The organism is Gemella massiliensis (genome assembly GCF_900120125.1).
GTDB classification, from domain to species: Bacteria; Bacillota; Bacilli; order Staphylococcales; family Gemellaceae; genus Gemella; species Gemella massiliensis.
The window spans coordinates 518,908-540,799 of sequence record NZ_LT635544.1; the positions used below are offsets into that span (position 1 = coordinate 518,908).

Consider the following 21,892-nt stretch of genomic DNA (forward strand, 5'->3'; position numbering starts at 1 on the left):
ATCTAAGGAGGTTTTATAATGACAAATAATAATAGCAACGCAACAGAAGTAAAAAGAAATCTTAGATCACGTCACATAAGTATGATCGCTATTGGTGGTTGTATCGGTAGTGGATTATTTATGACGAGTGGTCAAGCGATTCATAGTGCCGGACCGGGAGGTGCGATTGTCGCATACCTTTGTATCGGTCTTATGGTGTATTTTTTAATGACATCTTTGGGTGAGATGGCTACGTATTTACCGACTTCAGGGTCGTTTAGTACATATGCTTCACGATATGTGGATCCGTCATTGGGGTTTGCCCTTGGGTGGAACTACTGGTTTAATTGGGTTATTACAGTAGCGGCAGACGTAGAATTATCGGCGTTGGCAGTCAGTTATTGGGAACCGATGCGTATTTTACCAAGCTGGGCTTGGAGTATAATTTTTCTGGCATTAATTATCTTATTAAATTCTTTGAGTGTAAAAGTCTACGGTGAAAGTGAATATTGGTTTGCATTAATTAAAGTAGTAGTAGTTATAATATTTTTAGTAGTAGGTTGTTTAACAATTTTTGGAATTTTGGGCGGTCCTTATATCGGATTTAAAAATTTGACTATAGGAGATGCTCCGTTTATTGGAGAAAATAATTCATTATCAGGACAGATTTTAGCAACACTCGGTGTATTTTTAATTGCCGGATATTCTTTCCAAGGTACAGAATTAATCGGTATTACAGCTGGAGAAAGCGAAAATCCGGAAAAAAGTATCCCAAGAGCTGTAAAACAAGTTTTTTGGAGAATATTAATTTTTTACGTGCTGGCTATTTTGGTAATAGGATTACTTATTCCATATACTTCACCGGACTTATTAGGTGCCGGCAGTACAGAAGAAATAGCAAAATCACCGTTTACCATAGTGTTCAAAAACGCCGGTTTTGCTTTAGCCGCCAGTGTAATGAATGCGGTTATACTAACTTCTATTTTATCAGCAGGTAATTCAGGATTGTATGCTTCAACAAGAATGCTTTATGCTATGAGTAAAGAAAAATTAGCATATCCGATATTTAGTAGAGTAACTAAATATGGTACACCGGTTATTTCTTTGCTTACTACCGCTGCGGTAGTGTTTGTAATTTTTCTGGTTCAACTTACTAATCAAAATGCGTATACTTATATCGTGGCAGCCAGCGGGCTTACCGGATTTATTGCTTGGTTAGGAATAGCAATTAGTCATTATCGTTTCAGAAAAGCATATACAGCCCAAGGGAAAAATTTAGAAGATTTGAAATATCGTGCAAAATGGTTCCCGGTTGGTCCAATTATTGCTTTAGTACTTTGTATTATTGTAATTGTTGGACAGGATACAGAATTAATAACAAAAGGTATAGTAAATTGGAGCGGTATGCTAACCACGTATATGGGAATTCCGATATTTTTATTCTTCTATATATATCACAAAGTAAAATATAAAACTAAAATTATTCCACTAAACGAGGTTGACTTATCTCAAGATGTGGAAACTAAATAATAAATAATAGACATCTTTGATTTTATATCGACCCCAAAAAGTTAGATTTTCTTGGTCTAACTTTTTGGGGCGATGTATTCAAAGGTGTTTTAACTTAAAATTTAATAAAATATAACAAATTTGTTAGTTTTTGTGGTATGATAATAGGGATAAAGAAAATTTTAAAGAAGGAGGAATTTCTGTGAATCTTGAATACCCTTATGACTATAAAAATGTTGAAGATATGGCAAGAAAATATTTATCGCAAGAGCAGATAAATATTATAAAAAAATCATATGAATTTGCAAAAATTGCACATGAGAATCAATTTAGAAAATCAGGAGAACCTTATATCTTGCACCCTATTCAAGTTGCAGGGATTTTGACGGAACTTAAATTAGATTATGCCACTATATGTGCAGGTTTTTTACATGATGTAGTAGAAGATACTAAATTTACATTAGAAGATATTCAAAATGAGTTTGGCGAAGATATTTCCGTAATAGTGGACGGCGTTACAAAATTAGATAAGGTAAAATTTCGCTCTAAAAGGCAATCTCAAGCAGAAAATCATCGTAAACTTTTTGTAGCAATCGCTAAAGATTTAAGAGTAATATTTGTAAAATTAGCCGACAGACTTCATAATATGAGAACCCTTAAATACATGAGGGAAGAAAAACAACGTGAAATAGCCAGCGAAACATTAGAAATTTATGCACCACTTGCTCATAGATTAGGGATAAGTTCGATAAAATGGGAACTTGAAGATACATCATTAAGATATATGTATCCCGCACAATATTTTTCTATTGTCGGTATGATGAAACAAAAACGTAGCGCAAGAGAAGAGAGCATAAGAGAGGCGTGTTTTAGTATTACCGAATTGCTAAGGGAGAATAATATTAAAGCTCAAGTAAACGGAAGACCGAAACATATTTACAGTATTTATAAAAAAATGATAAAACAAAATAAAACGTTTGATCAAATTTATGATTTATTAGCTGTACGTGTATTGGTAGATAGCATTGCTGATTGTTATGCAACTTTAGGACTTGTAAATAACTTGTGGGTTCCTATCCCCGGGCGGATTAAAGACTATATAGCGATGCCTAAACCGAATATGTATCAGTCGTTACATACGACAGTAATAGCACCTGACGGACAAACACTTGAAGTACAAATTAGAACTTATGAAATGCACGAAATAGCTGAAAAAGGTATTGCTGCTCACTGGGCATATAAAGAAGGTAAAAAAGTCAATAAAAAAAATAATTTTTATGAAAAATTAAATTGGTTTCAACAAATGGCTGCTAACGATGAAACTGAAACTACAGCCGAAAGTTTTATGGAATCTCTAAAAGTAGATTTATTAAGTGATAAAATATATGTTTTTACACCGAATAGCGATATCATAGAATTACCTAAAGGCTCATGTATTGTTGATTTTGCTTATGCTATTCATTCAGAAGTCGGAAATAAAATGATCGGAGCGACAGTAAATGATAAGATAGAACCGTTTGATTATAAATTATCTACAGGAGAAATTTGTGATATTAGAACGAGTAAAAATTCTACCGGTCCGAAACGTTCATGGCTTGATATAGCAACATCTTCTCAGACAAAATCAAAAATAAAATCGTTCTTTAAAAAAGCAGCTAGAGAAGAAAACCTAATAAAAGGTGAGATACTTCTTAAAGATGAAATTAAGGCAAATAATTTTGATATTGATGAAGTGTTAACGCAAGAAAATATAGAAATTGTTTTATCTCGGTATAAATTTGCCAGTATTGAAGAACTTTATGCTGCGATCGGATATGGTGGTCTTACTGCCAATAAAGTTGTAACTCGTTTAACTGAAAAACTTCGGAAAGAAAGAATGGCACAAGCTAAACTGGAGAAATTGGTAAATGCGGAAGATGATAATAAAAATATTATTACGGAAACCGGTGTCTATGTAAAGGGTGTTGATAATATTTTAGTAAGACTATCTAAATGTTGCCAGCCAATTCCGGGGGATGAAATAGTCGGTTTCATAACAAAGGGGCGTGGTGTTACAGTCCATAGAAGTAATTGTCCGAATCTTAGTGAAGAAGATAAAGATAGATTTTTAGATGTGGAATGGGTACAAAGTCTTAATCATAGACATTATAGCGTTACATTACAAATCCATGCTTTTGATAGAGATTTATTATTACAGCAAGTATTATTGACATTAAATGAGAGTAGGGTAGAAATAAAAAAACTTAATTCTGAATCTAAACTTAATAAAACATGCGTGATTAATTTAGGAATCTATGTAAAAAATGTTGATGAATGTGATTTTATTATAAAAAAACTAAGACAATTGTCGGATGTTTATAATGTGGAAAGAATAGTAAAATAGGTGAAATATGAAAATAGTATTACAAAAAGTAAAAAAAGCAAGTGTCAGTGTTGATGAGAAAATTGTCGGTACTATAGGTAAAGGGTATTGTCTTTTAGTTGGAGTTCATAAAGGGTCAACGAAAGAAGATGCAAAGTATCTTGCGAAAAAAATAGCGGAAGCTCAATTGTTTGAAGATAAAAATGAAAAATTAAATTTGGGATTAAAGGATGTTGGAGGAAGCATCTTATCGGTATCTCAATTTACCCTTTATGCTGATACTAAAAAAGGTAAAAGACCTAGTTTTACAAATGCGGCAACGGCAGAAAAAGCAAAAGAATTGTATGAAGTCTTTAATGGATATTTAAGGGAAGAAGGTGTCAATGTAGAAACCGGAATATTTCAAACTATGATGGAAGTAAATATAGTAAATGACGGTCCGGTTACTATTATTTATGAAAAATTATCGGCAGGAAATTAATGTATGAAAATAAGAAGAACAAATAATTCAATTTTATTATTAATGTTAGGGTTGATTACCTTATTTTGTTTGTTTGGAGGAATGTATTATTTTTCAAAAAAAATAAATCCGCAAAACATGAATGAAGAAAATAATCTGGCTATATCTAAAGAAATAGAAGTTAGGACAGGACCTGATGACTCCTATCCGTCGCTTAAAAAGATTTTTGCCGGTGACAATGTGAAAATGTTAAGCAAAATGGATGCTTGGTATGAAGTGGAAACTAACGATAAGTATGTAGGTTGGATACCGGGGTGGGCGATATTAGGAAGTGATATAAAAAGTCCGGAAGATAAAAATAAAGAAAAACTTGCTACGTACACCGTAGTAATAAATCCAATAATAAAAAAAGAAGAACAGCCTGATTATAAAAATATTTACCCCAAAAATTATAATTTAGAAATAGCAAAAAAATTACAAAAAAAATTATCGAATGACGGTGTAAAAGTAATATTAACGAGAGAAAATAACGATGTTATTCCGACAAAAGATGAAATTAAGAAAATTTCAGTAGATAATAAAGCGGATGTATTACTTGAATTTGATGTAAACAATGCAACAAATAAAAATAGTGAGGGACTTAAAATACATTATTTAACAACAGAATCATCAAGGATAGCCCGTGCATTAGAAAAAAACTTAAAAACAAGATATATTTCTAAAATATCTTCAGCGGAAAAACAAAGTAACTTTGATCAATTAAGCGAAAATTTACCACAAGTAAAAATTATATCAGGTAATTTAGCTGATAAGGTTGATGTAGATATACTAAATGATAAAATATTTAATGAACAGTATATTACAGCATTAAAAGAAGGTGTTGAATCTTATTTATATTATCTTATTAATATTGATAATTACAATGCCAAGAGAAAAGAGCAGCTCCTAAATCTTCCACAAAAAGGGTTGAATATACCGATGTATTATACTAAACAAGATAATTATAGAAATATTTCATATGGTTTAGACGGTAAGAAAACAATAGAAGAAAATGGAGATGCGATTGTTTCCTTAGCAATGATAGCTAATTATTTAATTGAAGATAATTCGCCAAGTGTTGATGATATTGTGAATTGGGCAGGTAATAAGTATTATATTAAAAATCAAGGAACATATGGAAGTATTGTTTCAGCATTTGCAGACAAGTATAATCTAAAAGTGGAAAAAGTTGATATTGGTAAAATAGAAGATATTGAGCAGGCATTAAAAGATAATAAACCTATTTTAGTACGAATGAAGAGTGGATTGTTTGGGGATAAGGCAACGTATAAAGTTATTCGTGGTTATGAAGATGAAAAATTTTATATTAATGATCCAAATGATGATGATGTTAAGTTGAATAGTTATAACGGATTTACCAAAAATGATGTGGAAAATAATTTATTACAAGCGTGGGCATTCAGCAAATAAAAAATAGTAGGAGCAGAAATTTTTCTGTTCCTACTATTTTTTAAGAATTTTAAATGTATTTAATAACTATAAATAAAAGCGTTTGATATATATATGATATATTTGAAGTGAAAGTTAGATAAACATATTAAAGAAAAATTAAAGGTGAGTAAAATATTTTAAACAATTTTAATAATAGTAGTTTTATTTGGAATGGAAGGAGCAACTCATTTATCAAATACTTAAGTGAGAAATATAGGAGAATAACATGAGTAAATATATTAAAATAAAAGAAATAATTTTTTATTCTATTTTTTTCTTGATATTATATTTTGTATTAAGAGATTTAAAAGAATTAGTTGAATTTTACCAATTTGATACAAATGCATCGGATTTAACAGCTGATGGGGTGTCACTGAGAAATAGTTTTTTCTCCTCAAGTTATGATCCGGCTGTAATGTACAGAGCGATAATTGATTATACTATTTTATTATTACCTTCGATGATAGTAGTTGCTTTATATAAATATAATAAAATAAAAAATAAGAGTTTTAAATATTTAATTGGAAAAAGTAGAAGTATAAATAAATATTTACTTACTTTTTTACCGGTTGTATTTTTCTATGTTGTACTATTGGCATACACCGTAGTATGCTATATTCTGACACGATTTAAAGTAAGAAAAGGTGCTAATTTTGATGATTTTGTACCGGAAAATAATATCTTTAGTTTTGTTAATGGGCCATTTTTCGGATATATTGTTCTATTGGTAATATTTACCGGAATGTACATATTTTTTACAACAATGCTTTTAATAACATTGATAGATTATGGGTATAATTATATTTATTTAATAATAGCATATATTCTATCACTTTATGTAGTTAGCGATTTTCTAAAAATGTATATATCAAGATCACTGGGGATAGAAGGGTCTATTTCTTGGTTTAGTGGAGTTGCATTTAGCAATATTCAGATGTTTATTTCGTTTATTTATATGGGGATAATATATTTATTGTTTAAATTAACGCATAAGAAAGAATTTTAAAATGAGTAGATTGAAAAATTTATATGGATATAGTATAGCAATACCGGTCTTTTATGGACTGATGTTTAATGTTAGGGAAATTTCACAAATAACTTTTAGTAAGTTTATCAGATATGATATGCACAAAATTTTTGATGAAGATAGACAGATAATTATTGAACAAGTAATCTTATTGTTAGCTTTATATATGGCGTTTTTTTATGTATATAGTAAGGTTTTATCAGTAAATATAGAAAATTTTTAAAAAATGATAAGATATAAATGTACAAGTATATTGGATTTAGAAATAAAGACATTTTCTTTTTTCTTTAAAATATTCTTTAGGGATGCAGTAATATTTTTATTTGTATTGATAATAGCGTATACGATTAAAACAAAAGATATAAATTTATATAACTATTACAACGGTATTGTAGATATAGCAAAGTTGCCTTTATTATTGTTACTTGGGTTAATAATATTTACGTTTTTCAATATTAAAAAAACAGAAAGATTTTCGTTGATATACATATTAATTATATTGTATATATTTTTCATTAATTATTTAAGTACTATGATTTTGTTTTGGATATATATAATAGTTGTAATAATGATAGTAATAAAAAAAATATTGTTGAATGAAGAGGTTTAAATATGTTAGGAATACAAAATGGTTTAAAAAAATATGGATCTAAGATTATTTTTGAAAATCTTAATTTAAAATTCTTGAATGGTAAAATTTACGGTTTGGTTGGAGAAAATGGTAGTGGAAAAACTGTAATAATGAAATGTTTATGTGGATATACTACTTTAACAAGCGGTAATGTTTTTCAAGATAATAAAAAAATACGTAATAAAAATAATTTTATAGAAGATGCAGGAATTATTATAGAAAATCCAAAGTTTACGGAAGATTTTACCCTTTATGAAAATTTGAATATTATAAAAAATTTGTCCGACAGTAAAAAAGAAATTGATATATCGTATTGGTTGAAATTTTATAATGTAGAGAAGTATAAGGATAGAGAATATAGACAGTTATCGCTTGGAACAAAACAAAAAATGCTATTAATACAGGCTTTTATGTCAAATCCCACAACTCTTATTTTAGATGAATGTTTCAATGGATTAGATGAGGTTTCTGCAAATAAAACAAGGGAATATATTAAAAATTATATAAATCCAAATCGTTTAATTATTCTTACAACTCATATAAAAATGGATATAGATATGTTATGTGATGAGGTAATATATTTATAGTTTTTTTATAAAAAAATATATTAACTAACCTTGACAAAAAGGAGAATTTTATATATAATAGTTCACATGGTTAACTTTTTAGTTAATAATGTGAACTATTTTTATAGGGTGGTGATAAGATGGATAATTATAAAAAAGCTATGAATGTTATGGATGACCTTAGGGTAACGATGAAAAAACTTCATAACAAAGAAAATAAACCTTTTCGAAAGGTTGAATTCCACGCATTATTAATTATATTGGAATTTCAAAGTATAACAATGCAAAAACTTGGAGAGGAACTCGGTGTTACTAAATCTCGAGTTACGGCAATAATCTCAAAATTAACGGATAAAGGTTTTGTTGAACAGGTGCCGGATACTAAAGATAAAAGAAAAAAATTATTGCAATTAACTAAAGTTGGAGAAGAATATATGGTGAGCGAACGTACCAAATATGAAGAATGGTTTCAACAACTTTGGGATAAATTTACTTTAGAAGAACAAATTAATTGGATACATTTAATAGCTAAAATTAACAAAGTAGTTAAAGGAGATTTAGAGGAGGAAGAGTAATACTATGAGATTATTTAAGTATTTAAAAAGTTTTTTAGTGCCGATGATTATCTTAGTATCCTTGCTTGCTGTCAGGGCTATGACGGAGTTGGAATTACCAACTTATACCAGTAAAATAGTAGATACGGGAATTCAGCAAAGTGGTATTGAAGATTCAGTACCTACTAAGATTAGCAAGGAGTCATTAAAAACATTAGAAGTATTTATGACTGTTGAAGAAGTTGAAAAGGTAGAAAATAATTATGAAGAAAATAACAATATTTACACATTAAAGAATATCTCACAAGAAACACGAGATGAATTAAATAATATTTTTAAAGAAACTATGACTGTTGTGCTTGGAGCAAAAAATAAAAATATTAAATTAGAACAAATGGTACAAGGTGTTAGTGCCGGAGTTGTTCAGAAAGATACATTGGTAGAACAACGAAAAAAAGCTATTGAGGATTTAGGGCAATCTGCTAATATGATGACTAAACAAGGAGGAATAGCTTTCGTAAAAGAAGAATATAAAAAAGTTGATATTGATACGAATAATATTCGTACAAATTATTTAAAAAATATCGGTTGGAAAATGATTTTAGTAACATTGATTGGCGGTGTGGCAAGTATTTTTTCAAGTTTAATTTCGAGTAGGGTATCTGCAAAAGTGGCATATAATCTACGTGAAAAACTATTTACCAAAGTATTATCATTTTCAAAACAAGATATTGATAAATTTTCTTCGGCATCATTAATAACTCGTACTACGAATGATATCCAACAAATTCAAAATGCTTTAAATATGTTACTTTTTATTGCATTCTATGCACCGATAATGGCGATATGGGGAATTTACAAAGTTATGCAAACAGATACCGGTATGACATGGATTATTGCTGTCGGTATCGGAGTTCTAGGTTTAATTATCGGGCTTATAATGGCAGTGTCAATTCCTAAATTTAAAATAATGCAAAAATTAATTGATAAAGTTAATTTAGTAAGTCGTGAGTTGCTAACGGGTATTTCGGTTATTCGTGTCTTTGGGCGCGAAAAACATGAAGAAGAACGTTTTGATGTAGAAAATAAACGCTTAATGGATAATCAGCTATTTGTTAATCGTGTTATGTCAATTTTATTTCCGGCAATTATGTTAATTATGAACGCTATTGCTCTGTTAATAATTTGGGTCGGTGGTAAAAATATTAATAACGGCTCTATACAAGTAGGTGATATGATGGCATTTATTACCTATACAATGCAAATCGTTATGTCATTTCTGTTTTTTACATTTTTAGTAATGCAATTACCACGTGCTACAGTAGCGGCTACACGTATTGATGAAGTATTGGATACACCAATTAGTGTAGTTGATAATAAAGAAGTTGATGATAATAAATTAAATGATGTTAAAGGAACACTTCGTTTCGAAAATGTAACATTTACGTTTGAAGGTGCGGATAATCCGGTCTTGACTGATATAAACTTTGAAGCGGAAGCCGGGGAAACAACAGCTATTATAGGAAGCACCGGTAGTGGGAAATCGACACTACTTCATTTAATACCTCGTTATTTTGACGCTCAGCAAGGTCAAATTACGATTGATGGAGTGAATATTAAAGATGTCAGTATGAGTAAACTACGTAGCATTTTAGGTTTTGTACCACAAAAAGGTGTTTTATTCAGTGGAACTATTGAATCTAATATTAAGTTTGGTGATGCAAATATCAGCGATACTGATATGAAATTAGCAACGGAAATAGCCCAAGCTAGTGAGTTCGTTCTTGAAAAAGAAGGACAATTTTCTAGTTCTATTGCTCAAGGTGGAAGTAACGTATCCGGTGGGCAAAAGCAACGTTTATCCATAGCCCGTGCTTTGGCGAAAAAACCTAAAATATTATTGTTCGATGATAGTTTTTCAGCATTAGATTATAAAACAGATGTTAAACTACGTCGTACGCTACAAGAAAAAATGTCGGGCATTACTACAATTATTGTTGCACAGCGTATAGCAACCATTATGAATGCCGATAAAATTATTGTAATGAATGAAGGGAAAATAGTAGGAATAGGACGCCATGAAGAATTACTTCATAATTGTCCAACATATTTAGAAATTGCAGAAAGTCAACTTAGTGAAGAAGAATTGGGAAAAGGAGGTAAGCGCCATGGGTAATGAAAAAAAAGTAAGAAAAGCTGATAATTTCGGCAAAACATTTAAAAGAATAATGATGATGATGTTTAAAACATACACTATACCTATGATACTTCTTATTATTTTTTCAATAGCCGGAACAATCTTTTCAATTATAGGTCCTAAAATTATGGGGCGTGCAACTACTGAGTTATTTGAAGGTTTGGTTGCTAAAATAAACAATACAGGCGAAATAAATTTTGGTAAAATAGCCGGTATTCTTTTGACAACATTAGGTTTATATGCTATTTCATCATTATTTATATTTCTGGAAGGTTGGTTGATGAGTAATGTTTCTCAAAAATTAACTTATGATATGAGAAAAGATATTAGTGTGAAAATCAATAAATTACCGATGGGGTATTTTGAACAAAGAACAGTTGGAGAAACTTTATCTCGTATTACAAATGACGTTGACACATTTGGGCAAGGGCTTAACCAAAGGTTTACTCAACTTATAGCAAGTGTAATGACGGTGTTGGGAATATTAGTAATGATGTTCACAATCAGTCCGGTAATGTCTTTAATCGCTCTTGTAATAATCCCGATATCTGCAATTTTATTAGGGAGTTTAACTAAAATGAGTCAAAAGTACTTTGTCAATCAACAAAAATCACTATCGGATGTTAATGGACAGGTGGAAGAAAGTTATTCAGGGCAAAATATTATTACAGCATTTAATCATAAAGATAAAAGTATAAAAGAATTTAAGAAAAAAAATAGTGAATTATATGGTTCATCATGGAAGTCACAGTTTTTCTCTGGGATGATGTTTCCTATTATAAACTTTGTAGGAAACTTAGGCTACGTGGGAATAGTGTTTTCAGGAGGGTTATTGGTTGCAAACGGAAAAATTGGAGTAGGTGATATTCAAGCATTTATTCAATACATTCGCAGTTTTACGCAACCTATAGGACAAATTGCTCAATCAATGACGCAAGTGCAAAGTCTGACTGCAGCGGCAGAACGTGTTTTTGAGTTTTTAGATGCCACTGAAGAACAGCCGGTAGTTAATCCTATTAAAATAACTGAAAAACAAGGTAACGTCGTGTTTGATCATGTTAGATTCGGGTATATTGAAGATCAAATAATTATTAAAAATTTTACAAGTGATGTTAAAAAAGGAGAAATGGTTGCAATTGTCGGGCCGACGGGAGCAGGGAAAACCACTATGGTTAAGTTGTTAATGCGTTTTTACGACATTAATGGTGGTAAAATTACAATAGACGGTAAGGATATTTCATTATTTAATAGAGGAGATTTACGTTCTTACTTTACAATGGTACTTCAAGATACATGGTTATTTAAAGGTACGATAATGGAAAACTTACGCTACGGTCGTTTAGATGCAACTGATGAAGAGGTAATAGCTGCGGCTAAAGCGGCTCATATTCATCACTTCATTAAAACATTACCGGGTGGATACAATATGGAATTAAATGAAGAGGCTTCAAATATTTCGCAGGGTCAAAAACAACTTTTAACTATTGCACGTGCTATTTTGGCAGATAAACCGATTTTAATTCTTGATGAGGCAACTTCAAGTGTTGACACAAGAACAGAAGTGTTAATTCAAAAAGCGATGAACAAGCTGATGGAAGGGCGTACAACATTTGTTATTGCTCATAGATTATCAACTATTAGAAATGCAGATAAAATTCTTGTTTTAAAAGATGGAGATATTATTGAACAAGGTAGTCATGATGAACTGTTAGAGAAAAAAGGTTTCTATTCAGAATTATATCAAAGCCAATTTGCAGAATAAAAAATTCTCAGCGTCTTTTAGATTTAGATGCTGAGAATTTTAATTGTAAGAATTAATAAATATAAGAAAAATACTAAGCAGAGCCAATCCGCTTAGTATTTCGTTTTGTTTTTTATACTCCATATTTATTATGGAATTTTTATATTCATCTGTTAAATTTAGGCTTCGCCTATATTTTCTAACATTATCTGATCATTAGATATACTGACTTCATCGTACTCGAAGTCCTCATCAAAATCATATGAATATTCTTTATAAAGAAACATCTCATTAGAGTAATCTAAAAATTTGTCATCATCAGCCGTTAAAAACTCAACCTCGTTAAAACTTTCATCAGCATAATCTGATAAAACTTCGTCCTCATAATCTATTTCTGTATTAAAATCCTGGGAATATTCATCGTCTTGTGAGAAACAGAGGTCTGGTGACTCCAAACTAGATAAGTTCATAGTATACATAAAAATCTCCTTTAGTTTTATTTTTTACCATTATACAAAATAATGGTAGTTTTTGCAAGAAAAACACTTATTTTTTAAGATTTTAAATTATATATTTATATAATATATACTAGGTAACAAATAGAAATTTTAGTTTGTAAATTCAGTTTAAAGTATATAAAATATAATTTTAGTATTGAATAAGAAAACCAGAATATTTTAATTTATTAAAGATGTATTGTTACAAAAATATTAAAAGAATATTAATATGTTAAAAATTGTTTAAATAAAATTGATTTTTTTTTTGATATACATTAAAATTAATGATGTATAATGTATTTAACATAATAAAGAGAAAGGATATATTATGACAGAAAATAACAATGAGCGTTTATCAAGAAGAGATAGACATTCAAATGATAAAAAAAATGTTACACCGGGAGGTTATATTTCACGTGGAAATAATAACCCAAACCAACGTCCTAGAGCGTTGGGAGAAGAGGTAATGAGAAGAAAATCTCAACGTTTGGGTGGCGGTGTGCCTAATGGTAGCCGTAGGGTATCTCAAGGGCGTAACGGTAATAATTCAGAAAATAATCAAAATTATTCAGGTGGAAATAAACCACCGATAAGAAAATCTAATAGAATAAGTAATCCTAATAATAAAAAGAAAAAAAATTCAGTCTGGGCTAAGGTATTAAGATACGGATTGTATGCAACGAGTATTTTCATAATAACGGTGTTTTTCTTGTGCGTATTTTGGATTTTTCAAGCACCGGCATTTGATTCTAAAATTTTAGATAATAATTCCAGAACAGTTGTTTATGATGTAAACAACAACGAAGTAGCTAAATTAGGTAATCAGGTCGGAGAAAATATAGAAACTAAAGATATACCGGAACAAATGCAAAATGCTATTTTGGCAACTGAGGATAATAGATTCTTTGAACACGGTGCAGTAGATTATAGACGTCTAATCGGGGCTGTTGTATCAAATTTAACAAGCGGATTTGGTTCGCAAGGTGCTTCGACAATTTCTCAGCAACTTATAAAAAGAACATTTTTAGATGATAATAAGAGTGTTAAACGTAAGGTTCAGGAGGCATATCTTGCTTATAAACTAGAGCAAAATTATGACAAAGAAACTATTTTCACGATGTATGTTAATAGAATCTACTATTCTGACGGAGTATATGGATTAAAAACAGCGGCTAAATATTATTATAATAAAAATGTTAATCAGCTTACTTTACCGCAGATGGCATTACTTGCCGGACTACCTCAACATCCTAACACTTATAATCCTTATGATAATCCGGAAGCGGCAAAAACCAGACGTGATACTGTACTTCATTTGATGGAACGTCACGGTAAAATAACACAGGAAGAATTGACGGCGGCACAGAATACGGATGTTATGTCCGGAATTGTAAAACGTGATGAAACCAGTAGGGTGATATTGTCAAGCGAGTTCGATTCTAAATATACATCTTATATGAACCAAATTGTTAATGAGCTTAGAAACAGCAAAGAGTATAAGGATTATGAGGGGGATGTATTGAATTTAGGATTAAAAATATACACAAACTTTGATCCGAAAATACAAAGTACACTAAGTGACAGTGTAACTTCAAACTATGTCGGTATAAAACAAGCAAGCAATGTTTCTATGGTTGTGTTAAATAATGAAAATAGTGGAATAGCGGCATTATATGGAGGAAAAAATCAGAAATTTAATGGTTATAATATTGCGACGCAGGCGAAACTGCAACCGGGGTCATCTATAAAACCTATACTGGCATACGGACCGGCGATAGAATATTTAGGGTGGAATTCGGGGCAATTAATTGATGATACAAAAATTCAAGGTTCCAATATTCAAAACTGGGATAGAGTTTATCATGGGAAAGTCACTATGAATAACGCCTTGACAATGTCGTACAATATTCCGGCTATTAGAACATATCAGCAAGTAGGCTTTGATAAAGTAAAACAATATGCGGCGAATGTTGGAATTGATATAACGGATGATTCACTAACAACACCTATAGGCGGTAGTAAAGATGGTTTTTCACCGCTTCAAATGGCAGCTGCGTATGTCCCGTTTAGTAACGGAGGCTATTACGCTACTCCTAAAACTATAAAAAAAGTATATGATAATGAAGGAAATGAAGTAAGAAGCTTCAGCAAAGATGATAAAAAACGAGTAATAAAAGAATCAACAGCTTATATAATGACTTCAATGCTCCGAAATGTGGTTAATGGAACGGCACAATATGCCAGAGTGTCAGGTGCTGATATGGCTGTGAAAACCGGGACTACAACTTTTGGAGAAGGAGAAGCAACAAAGTATGGTTTTGATATAAATAACTACTCCAAAGATTCTTGGACAATTGGTTATACAAGTAATTATACTTTGGCGGTGTGGCAAGGGTTTGATACCATAGATGGTCCAACTAAATACATGACACAACAAGATACACAAAAAACACAGATGTTGTATAGAGTTAATATGCAGAATATTGTTAAAATACACCCACCTAAAGGATTTACTGTACCAAAAGATGTGGGTTCTGTGAATGGAACTGTCAAAGTAATAAGTGATAGTGAACGACGAGAAATAGAAGAGAGAACTAAGCGAAATCAAGAATCACAAAGAAGAGATGGTGACTTAAATAACGGTAACAGTCGAAATAATAGTTCAAACAATGATAATAATCGAAATCAAAGAAATCAATCAAGTGGCAATAATACCACGAGAAATAATATAAATGACAGTAACGGAGATAATGACGGATAATCTTACGATATACAAAGTAGAGCAAGATAAAATTGCTCTACTTTTTTAATACTACACAAAAAAATAAATTTAGTGTACAATAGTATATATAAATTTTTCTTTTTAACTTATAAAAGAAAAAATATTAATTCAATGGATGTGAAACTATGAAAAAAAAATTAGTAATCATTACAGGAATAAGCGGGGCCGGTAAAAATACAGCTTTGGAGATTTTTGAAAATCAGGGATACTTTTGTACAGATAATTTACCGGGATTGTTATTAGAAGATTTTCTTAGAATTATTGAAGAAAAAGATATAGATAAAATAGCAGTGAGTATTGATATTCGAAGTAAACACCTTTTTGTTGATTTGAAAGAATTATTAAAAAAAGTACAAACCAGTGAATATTTTGATGTAAAAATAATATTTTTAGATAGCGATGATCAAGTCCTTGTTAATCGTTTTAAAGAAACACGAAAAAATCATCCTCTATCTGTTAAATATAGTTTACTTGAAGGAATAAAGCGAGAAAGAGTAGTAATGGCAGATGTAAAAGAAGTGGCAAATTATATTTATGACACTTCTAATTTTACCGTTAAAGATTTACAAACTAAAATTTTAGAAGATTTTGGTATTGAAAAAAGAAACAGTTATCATGTAACAATATCAAGTTTCGGTTATAAGTACGGTATTCCTATTGATGCGGATAATATCATTGATGTTCGATTTCTTAAAAACCCTTTCTATATTAAAGAGTTGAGAGAAAAGACCGGATGCTCAGAAGAAGTATTTAATTATGTTTTTTCAGATAAAGTAACCGCTGAATTTTATGATAAATTTAAAGAATTAATTTTTTATATGATTGATAAATACCAATACGAAGGGCGAGATAAAGTAGCAATAGCAATAGGTTGTACCGGCGGGAAACATCGTTCGGTTAGTATTGCAAGAAAATTACATGAAGATGTAAAAAATTTAGGTTATAGAGTGTATCTTGAACACAGAGATATTAATAAGGGTAGGTAGAATAATGAATAATAGAGTAAAAGTAGTAACTATCGGTGGTGGAACCGGTTTGTCGGTTTTGCTCCGTGGTTTAAAAAAATATCCATTGGATATAACGGCTGTTGTGACTGTTGCCGATGATGGAGGAAGTTCCGGAAAAATTCGCAGTGATATGAATATTCCTTCCCCCGGAGATGTCAGAAATGTAATAGCTGCTTTGTCAGATGTAGAACCATATCTTGAAAAAATGTTTCAGTATCGTTTTGATTCTGGCGAAGTAAAGGGGCATCCGGTAGGTAATTTAATGCTTGCGGCAATGACGGATATATATGGGAATTTTAGTACAGCTGTTCAAATTATGAGTAAAATTTTAAATGTCAGTGGAACAGTTTTACCGACAACCAATGAGATGGCAACATTAAATGCAGTGCTTAAAAGTGGAGAAATTATTCGAGGTGAATCATCAATTACAAAAGCAGGTGGAGAAATCGACAATGTCTATATAACGCCATCGAAAGTAAAGGCGAATGCGGATGTTATTAAAGCAATAGAACATTGTGATTATATTGTGATGGGGCCGGGTAGTTTATATACATCTATTATTCCCAATTTGATGATATCAGGAGTATCAGAGGCTATTATTAAAAGCAGTGCAAAAAAAATGTATGTTTGTAATGTTATGACCCAACATGGCGAAACGGATAATTACACTGTATCAGATCATATAAAAGCAATAAATAAACATATTGGGAAAAATATTTTTGATATTGTAATTGCAAATTCAAATGTATTTTCAAAAGAAATTTTGGAACGTTACAAAGAAGAACAACAAACCGCAGTGGAAATAGACAAAGAAGAAATTGCTACACTTGGGGTGGAATTAATAGAAAATAAAAACGTCGGTATCGTTGAAAATAATGTAATTCGGCACAATGCAGATAAGGTATCTGAATTAATTTACAATTATATTATAGACGATAAACCAACAATTATTTATAATAAAAGGTAATAAAATATAAGGAGAAGAAGAATGCACTTAAATTTTGATTATTCAAAAGCGTTAAATTTTTTTGATAAACAAGAAATGAAAAATATGGAAAGTTATGTAAAAGTAGCACATGATACTTTGCATAACAAAACGGGAATAGGAAATGATTTTTTGGGCTGGTTAGATTTACCGACTAATTATGATAAAGAAGAATTTTCACGCATTAAAATAGCGGCTAAAAAAATTCAAGAGAACTCAGATGTATTAGTAGTAATCGGTATAGGTGGTTCATATTTGGGAGCAAGAGCGGCAATAGAAATGTTGAATGACAGTTTTTATAATTTTTATGATAAAGGTAGAAAAACTCCGCAGGTGTTTTTTGTAGGAAATACTATTTCATCTACATATACGCAAGAATTAGTGAACTACTTAAAAACTACCAATAAAAACTTTTCAGTAAATGTAATTTCTAAATCAGGAACGACAACAGAACCGGCAATTGCGTTTCGTATTTTTAAAGAGTTGTTAGAAGAAAAATATGGGAAAGCGGGTGCAAAAGAAAGAATTTTTGCTACAACTGACAGAAGAAGAGGTGCATTGAAATCATTAGCTGACGATGAAGGATATGAAACATTTGTGGTACCTGATGATGTAGGAGGACGTTTTACAGTATTAACGGCAGTAGGGTTATTACCAATAGCTGTGAGTGGTATTGATATTGACAAAATAATGTCAGGGGCTAAACTGGCACAAAATGAACTGGCAACAGCTGATTTATCTAAAAATATTGCCTATCAATATGCGGTAATGAGAAATATTTTACAACAAAAAGGTAAATTGATAGAAATTTTAGTTTCTTATGAACCGTCGATGGTATACTTTAATGAATGGTGGAAACAGTTATTCGGTGAGTCGGAAGGTAAAGACGGTAAAGCGTTGTATCCGGCAAGTGTGTGTTTTTCAACGGATTTACATTCAATGGGGCAATATATTCAAGAGGGGCGTCGAATTTTGTTAGAAACTATTCTTAAAGTGAAAACTCCTAACAAAGATATTGAATTAAAAGAAGCGGAGAACAACTTAGACGGTTTAAACTACTTGTCAGGTAAAACAATGAATTTTGTAAATACAAAGGCTTTTGAAGGAACACTACTTGCTCATACTGATGGTGGTGTACCGAACTTTGTAATAGAATTACCGGATATGAGTGAGTTTACATTTGGATATTTAGTATACTTCTTTGAAAAAGCTGTTGCTATTTCCGGATATATGCAAGGATTAAATCCGTTTGATCAACCGGGGGTAGAAGCGTATAAGAAAAATATGTTTGCTCTATTAGGAAAACCTGGCTTTGAAGATTTAAGAAAAGAATTGGAGGAGAGATTAAAATAAAATATAAAAAGTGAACTGATAATAAATTTTAAGGCTCTGTGTCAAATACGGGGCATGAGAAAAAATAAGGATAAAATGCTAAGCAATGCAGTGTTGCTTGGCATTTTTCAAAACGCCCTTAAAAGAAATATTATTTTTATACTCAGAAACAAATAACCTAGAAACAACTAAAATGCGTAATCTAAAGTTATAAAAGCTATTATAACCATAAGAAACTCTCTTTAAAACCTTTATCTTATTATTAATACCCTCCAAAGAACCATTAGAGATAGAATACCTAACACTATTAAGCATATACTCTTTATGTTTTCTCATAGTATTAATAGCCTTACTAACACCATCAGATAAACCGATAGTAGATTTTTCAATTAATTCTTTAAACTCCAACTCATTTCTATACCTTATTGCATATCTAATATCCTGAACTCTCTCATAGCTAGCCTTAAATATACAATCTAATCCTAATAAATAATCTAAAATATCACGTCTAGTAACTAAACTCCTAAAACTCCTATTAAAGAAAAACCTACCATGAGTAACATTACTTTCATCTTCTAATATTAACTTCCAATTATTTTTTAAAAGAGTATAATTAATACCTTTTTGTTTTTTGTAAATATTCATTAGCTTAACTCTAGTTCTATTAAGTTCTCTATTAACATTTTGAATAAAGTTCTCTATTAACATTTTGAATAATATGAAACCTATCTATAACAATTTCAGCATTAGGAAACTTATTTCTAATCAACTTCATATAAGGAGTATAAATATCAATACAAATAGCCTTAACATTACTTCTAGCCTCTTTAGAAAATCTGGAAAAATAATTATTTAAAATATACTCAGTTCTACCATCAACTATATCAATAATCTCATGAGTTAAAGCATCTAAAAAAATAAAACTCATACCATTTTTACTATCTTTAGTAAACTTTAACTCATCAAAGCATAAATACTCAGGTAAGGTATTATAGTTAAGAATGTCTACATGGGATTTACATTTATAAAGAGTTCTTATAACAGTATTAACCGATACATTATTCATTTTGGCTATTTGTTTAAAAGATAAAGTATCAGCTAAATCACTCATTATAGAAAACTTAACATTTTTAGAAATACTACAGTATTTATCTACAAAAGAAGTAGTAGCTACAAATTTTTTATTACAAGTTTTACACTTGAAACGTTGCTTTCTTAGTTCCAAATAAGCAGGGATACCTGATATTTTTAATAGATTAATTCTAGTAAGTTCATTAAAGCCGTTTTTAACTACAGTATAACCTTTATTAAGACAACCACAGCATTCACACTTCTTGGGTTTATATGTTAAGGTACCTTTGAATACAAAGTACTTTTGATTATTTTTTATAGTTTCGTTATGTGTTTTCTCAATAGTTATATTTTTATCTTTTATTTGTAGTAGGTTTTTAATGAATTCTCCCTCTTTTATTTCTTTTGTTTTTGTGTTAAAATTATTCATGACAGATATCCTTTCATAGTTTATTTTTTTTGCACTTTAATTATATTGGATATTTGTCTTTTTGTATATTAAAAAACAATACGAGGTATGGATTTTTTCCCATGCCCCGTATTTATTATACAACCAATTTTAATCAGTTCACTTTTAAGTTTTGTGAAGTACCGAAACATATTGGGAAATGTTTTATGTAACTTATACATAAATAAAAGAATATATATTATAAAATAAAAATATGATAATAACATGTATCATCATATTAAATACAATATTCAAAAAATGGGGCGGCTGAAGGGAATCGAACCCTCGAATGTCGGAACCACAATCCGATGCGTTAACCACTTCGCCACAGCCGCCATAAAAAAAATGCCTTGAGACAGAGTCGAACTGCCGACACATGGAGCTTCAATCCATTGCTCTACAAACTGAGCTATCAAGGCAAAATGGCGGTCCCGACGGGAATTGAACCCGCGATCTCCTGCGTGACAGGCAGGCGTGATAACCGCTACACCACGGGACCTACTTTATACTCTTACTCTCAAAAAAATGGTGACCCGTACGGGACTCGAACCCGTGTTACCGCCGTGAAAGGGCGGTGTCTTAACCGCTTGACCAACGGGCCACAAAAAAAACGGAGCAGGAGGGATTTGAACCCTCGCGCCAGTTTCCCGACCTACACCCTTAGCAGGGGCGCCTCTTCAGCCTCTTGAGTACTACTCCAACTCCACAGGCAGGACTCGAACCTGCGACCCTCTGATTAACAGTCAGATGCTACTACCAACTGAGCTACTGTGGATAAATGTTCAGTTGCAATGAACATTTATTATTATACATAAATATATATATAAAGTCAACACTTTTTTAGAAAAATTATGATATTGTATTGCATAGGTACAATAGATGTAAGACAAAAAAGTATAAATAATAATGTACATTTGTAAATGATGTGAGACAAAAAAAGTATAAATAAAAGCTCTTGCTTTTTATTTTTAAATTTGCTATAATATAGAAATGCTAGGTGGGGAGTTAGCGGTGCCCTGTACTTGCAATCCGCTTTAGCAAGACTGAATACCGAGATGCGGGTAAATTAGGGGATGTCGAGTTTAACACGTAATGTTGAGACTGAGGCACCTTACGACGCAGTGCTTATGAACCATGTCAGGTCCGGAAGGAAGCAGCATTAAGTATGTTTATTGTGGGTGTGAGTTTTTGTCAAGGTTGAGTTGGCGATTAGACTAACGGTCTTTTAGTTTATTCAAGTCTTGGTTGCATAT

17 protein-coding genes, 6 tRNA genes and 1 other RNA gene are annotated in these 21,892 nt (G+C 31.0%); 15 read left to right on the forward strand and 9 right to left on the reverse strand.

Annotation, left to right across the window (positions count from 1 at the left end; translation table 11 throughout):
* Window positions 1–18 precede the first annotated feature (18 nt).
* The 10 genes from BQ7358_RS02370 to BQ7358_RS02420 all read left to right on the forward strand — a co-directional run bounded on the left by BQ7358_RS02370 (window position 19) and on the right by BQ7358_RS02420 (window position 12,538).
* Window positions 19–1,509, forward strand: a complete 1,491-nt coding sequence (locus BQ7358_RS02370; protein WP_062173088.1) for an amino acid permease — start codon at window positions 19–21, stop codon at window positions 1,507–1,509.
* 181 nt (window positions 1,510–1,690) lie between these two features.
* Entirely contained in the window at window positions 1,691–3,871 is a 2,181-nt protein-coding gene (locus BQ7358_RS02375; RefSeq protein ID WP_062173089.1) for a RelA/SpoT family protein, read from the forward strand.
* 7 nt (window positions 3,872–3,878) lie between these two features.
* Window positions 3,879–4,331, forward strand: coding sequence for a D-aminoacyl-tRNA deacylase (gene dtd, locus BQ7358_RS02380; protein WP_062173090.1), 453 nt, complete (start codon window positions 3,879–3,881; stop codon window positions 4,329–4,331).
* A gap of 3 nt (window positions 4,332–4,334) precedes the next feature.
* A complete protein-coding gene (locus BQ7358_RS02385) occupies window positions 4,335–5,780 on the forward strand; it encodes an N-acetylmuramoyl-L-alanine amidase (protein ID WP_062173091.1) in 1,446 nt (481 codons plus the stop codon).
* 247 nt (window positions 5,781–6,027) lie between these two features.
* Window positions 6,028–6,807, forward strand: coding sequence for a hypothetical protein (locus BQ7358_RS02390; RefSeq protein WP_072520173.1), 780 nt, complete (start codon window positions 6,028–6,030; stop codon window positions 6,805–6,807).
* 1 nt (window position 6,808) lies between these two features.
* Entirely contained in the window at window positions 6,809–7,051 is a 243-nt protein-coding gene (locus tag BQ7358_RS02395; RefSeq protein WP_062173093.1) for a hypothetical protein, read from the forward strand.
* 389 nt (window positions 7,052–7,440) lie between these two features.
* Window positions 7,441–8,046, forward strand: coding sequence for an ATP-binding cassette domain-containing protein (locus BQ7358_RS02405; RefSeq protein WP_062173095.1), 606 nt, complete (start codon window positions 7,441–7,443; stop codon window positions 8,044–8,046).
* Between the two features lie 119 nt (window positions 8,047–8,165).
* Window positions 8,166–8,600, forward strand: a complete 435-nt coding sequence (locus BQ7358_RS02410; RefSeq protein ID WP_062173097.1) for a MarR family winged helix-turn-helix transcriptional regulator — start codon at window positions 8,166–8,168, stop codon at window positions 8,598–8,600.
* Between the two features lie 4 nt (window positions 8,601–8,604).
* On the forward strand, window positions 8,605–10,755 hold the full coding sequence (locus tag BQ7358_RS02415; RefSeq protein ID WP_072520174.1) for an ABC transporter ATP-binding protein: 2,151 nt from the start codon (window positions 8,605–8,607) through the stop codon (window positions 10,753–10,755).
* Window positions 10,748–12,538 (forward strand): ABC transporter ATP-binding protein, encoded by a 1,791-nt coding sequence (locus BQ7358_RS02420; RefSeq protein WP_072520175.1) that lies wholly within the window; start codon window positions 10,748–10,750, stop codon window positions 12,536–12,538. The genes BQ7358_RS02415 and BQ7358_RS02420 overlap by 8 nt, the downstream gene beginning before the upstream one ends.
* A 158-nt stretch (window positions 12,539–12,696) precedes the next feature.
* Here BQ7358_RS02420 and BQ7358_RS02425 read toward each other — a convergent pair whose 3' ends face one another.
* Window positions 12,697–12,996 carry a hypothetical protein gene (locus BQ7358_RS02425; protein WP_062173098.1) on the reverse strand — a complete coding sequence of 100 codons (300 nt, stop codon included), beginning with the start codon at window positions 12,994–12,996 and terminating at the stop codon, window positions 12,697–12,699.
* Window positions 12,997–13,342: 346 nt separating this feature from the next.
* On the opposite strand from BQ7358_RS02425, the gene BQ7358_RS02430 reads away from it, so the two are divergent.
* From BQ7358_RS02430 to BQ7358_RS02445, 4 genes are all read left to right on the forward strand, one after another.
* Complete coding sequence (locus tag BQ7358_RS02430) at window positions 13,343–15,775, forward strand: transglycosylase domain-containing protein (RefSeq protein WP_062173099.1); 2,433 nt, start codon at window positions 13,343–13,345, stop codon at window positions 15,773–15,775.
* Window positions 15,776–15,921: 146 nt separating this feature from the next.
* Complete coding sequence (rapZ, locus tag BQ7358_RS02435; protein WP_062173100.1) at window positions 15,922–16,782, forward strand: RNase adapter RapZ; 861 nt, start codon at window positions 15,922–15,924, stop codon at window positions 16,780–16,782.
* A gap of 4 nt (window positions 16,783–16,786) precedes the next feature.
* On the forward strand, window positions 16,787–17,770 hold the full coding sequence (locus tag BQ7358_RS02440; protein WP_062173101.1) for a gluconeogenesis factor YvcK family protein: 984 nt from the start codon (window positions 16,787–16,789) through the stop codon (window positions 17,768–17,770).
* Between the two features lie 21 nt (window positions 17,771–17,791).
* Window positions 17,792–19,141, forward strand: coding sequence for a glucose-6-phosphate isomerase (locus tag BQ7358_RS02445; RefSeq protein WP_062173102.1), 1,350 nt, complete (start codon window positions 17,792–17,794; stop codon window positions 19,139–19,141).
* 78 nt (window positions 19,142–19,219) lie between these two features.
* Here the strand turns inward: BQ7358_RS02445 and BQ7358_RS08920 are convergent, their stop codons facing one another.
* The 8 genes from BQ7358_RS08920 to BQ7358_RS02480 all read right to left on the reverse strand — a co-directional run bounded on the left by BQ7358_RS08920 (window position 19,220) and on the right by BQ7358_RS02480 (window position 21,414).
* Window positions 19,220–19,828 (reverse strand): transposase, encoded by a 609-nt coding sequence (locus BQ7358_RS08920; protein ID WP_234971553.1) that lies wholly within the window; start codon window positions 19,826–19,828, stop codon window positions 19,220–19,222.
* Window positions 19,797–20,621 carry an ISL3 family transposase gene (locus BQ7358_RS08925; protein WP_062172723.1) on the reverse strand — a complete coding sequence of 275 codons (825 nt, stop codon included), beginning with the start codon at window positions 20,619–20,621 and terminating at the stop codon, window positions 19,797–19,799. The genes BQ7358_RS08920 and BQ7358_RS08925 overlap by 32 nt, the downstream gene beginning before the upstream one ends.
* Window positions 20,622–20,898: 277 nt before the next feature.
* Window positions 20,899–20,974 (reverse strand) — tRNA-His (locus BQ7358_RS02455).
* Window positions 20,975–20,985: 11 nt separating this feature from the next.
* Window positions 20,986–21,058: transfer RNA gene (locus BQ7358_RS02460), tRNA-Phe, on the reverse strand.
* A gap of 4 nt (window positions 21,059–21,062) precedes the next feature.
* Window positions 21,063–21,138: transfer RNA gene (locus tag BQ7358_RS02465), tRNA-Asp, on the reverse strand.
* A gap of 27 nt (window positions 21,139–21,165) precedes the next feature.
* Window positions 21,166–21,240, reverse strand: a tRNA-Glu gene (locus BQ7358_RS02470).
* Between the two features lie 10 nt (window positions 21,241–21,250).
* Window positions 21,251–21,338 (reverse strand) — tRNA-Ser (locus BQ7358_RS02475).
* Window positions 21,339–21,340: 2 nt separating this feature from the next.
* Window positions 21,341–21,414: transfer RNA gene (locus tag BQ7358_RS02480), tRNA-Asn, on the reverse strand.
* Between the two features lie 213 nt (window positions 21,415–21,627).
* Here BQ7358_RS02480 and ffs point away from each other — a divergent pair.
* An RNA gene (ffs, locus tag BQ7358_RS02485) (signal recognition particle sRNA large type) lies at window positions 21,628–21,892 on the forward strand.

What these genes read in the sequence shown, in the direction of transcription:
- BQ7358_RS02445 (WP_062173102.1), top strand. Translation starts at nt 17,792, where the DNA reads ATGCACTTAAATTTTGATTATTCAAAAGCGTTAAATTTTTTTGATAAA.
- BQ7358_RS02390 (WP_072520173.1), top strand. Translation starts at nt 6,028, where the DNA reads ATGAGTAAATATATTAAAATAAAAGAAATAATTTTTTATTCTATTTTT.
- rapZ (WP_062173100.1), top strand. Translation starts at nt 15,922, where the DNA reads ATGAAAAAAAAATTAGTAATCATTACAGGAATAAGCGGGGCCGGTAAA.
- BQ7358_RS02405 (WP_062173095.1), top strand. Translation starts at nt 7,441, where the DNA reads ATGTTAGGAATACAAAATGGTTTAAAAAAATATGGATCTAAGATTATT.
- BQ7358_RS02420 (WP_072520175.1), top strand. Translation starts at nt 10,748, where the DNA reads ATGGGTAATGAAAAAAAAGTAAGAAAAGCTGATAATTTCGGCAAAACA.
- BQ7358_RS02410 (WP_062173097.1), top strand. Translation starts at nt 8,166, where the DNA reads ATGGATAATTATAAAAAAGCTATGAATGTTATGGATGACCTTAGGGTA.
- BQ7358_RS02440 (WP_062173101.1), top strand. Translation starts at nt 16,787, where the DNA reads ATGAATAATAGAGTAAAAGTAGTAACTATCGGTGGTGGAACCGGTTTG.
- BQ7358_RS02395 (WP_062173093.1), top strand. Translation starts at nt 6,809, where the DNA reads ATGAGTAGATTGAAAAATTTATATGGATATAGTATAGCAATACCGGTC.
- BQ7358_RS08920 (WP_234971553.1), bottom strand. Translation starts at nt 19,828, where the DNA reads ATGTTAATAGAGAACTTTATTCAAAATGTTAATAGAGAACTTAATAGA.
- BQ7358_RS08925 (WP_062172723.1), bottom strand. Translation starts at nt 20,621, where the DNA reads ATGAATAATTTTAACACAAAAACAAAAGAAATAAAAGAGGGAGAATTC.
- BQ7358_RS02425 (WP_062173098.1), bottom strand. Translation starts at nt 12,996, where the DNA reads ATGTATACTATGAACTTATCTAGTTTGGAGTCACCAGACCTCTGTTTC.
- BQ7358_RS02430 (WP_062173099.1), top strand. Translation starts at nt 13,343, where the DNA reads ATGACAGAAAATAACAATGAGCGTTTATCAAGAAGAGATAGACATTCA.
- BQ7358_RS02385 (WP_062173091.1), top strand. Translation starts at nt 4,335, where the DNA reads ATGAAAATAAGAAGAACAAATAATTCAATTTTATTATTAATGTTAGGG.
- dtd (WP_062173090.1), top strand. Translation starts at nt 3,879, where the DNA reads ATGAAAATAGTATTACAAAAAGTAAAAAAAGCAAGTGTCAGTGTTGAT.
- BQ7358_RS02370 (WP_062173088.1), top strand. Translation starts at nt 19, where the DNA reads ATGACAAATAATAATAGCAACGCAACAGAAGTAAAAAGAAATCTTAGA.
- BQ7358_RS02415 (WP_072520174.1), top strand. Translation starts at nt 8,605, where the DNA reads ATGAGATTATTTAAGTATTTAAAAAGTTTTTTAGTGCCGATGATTATC.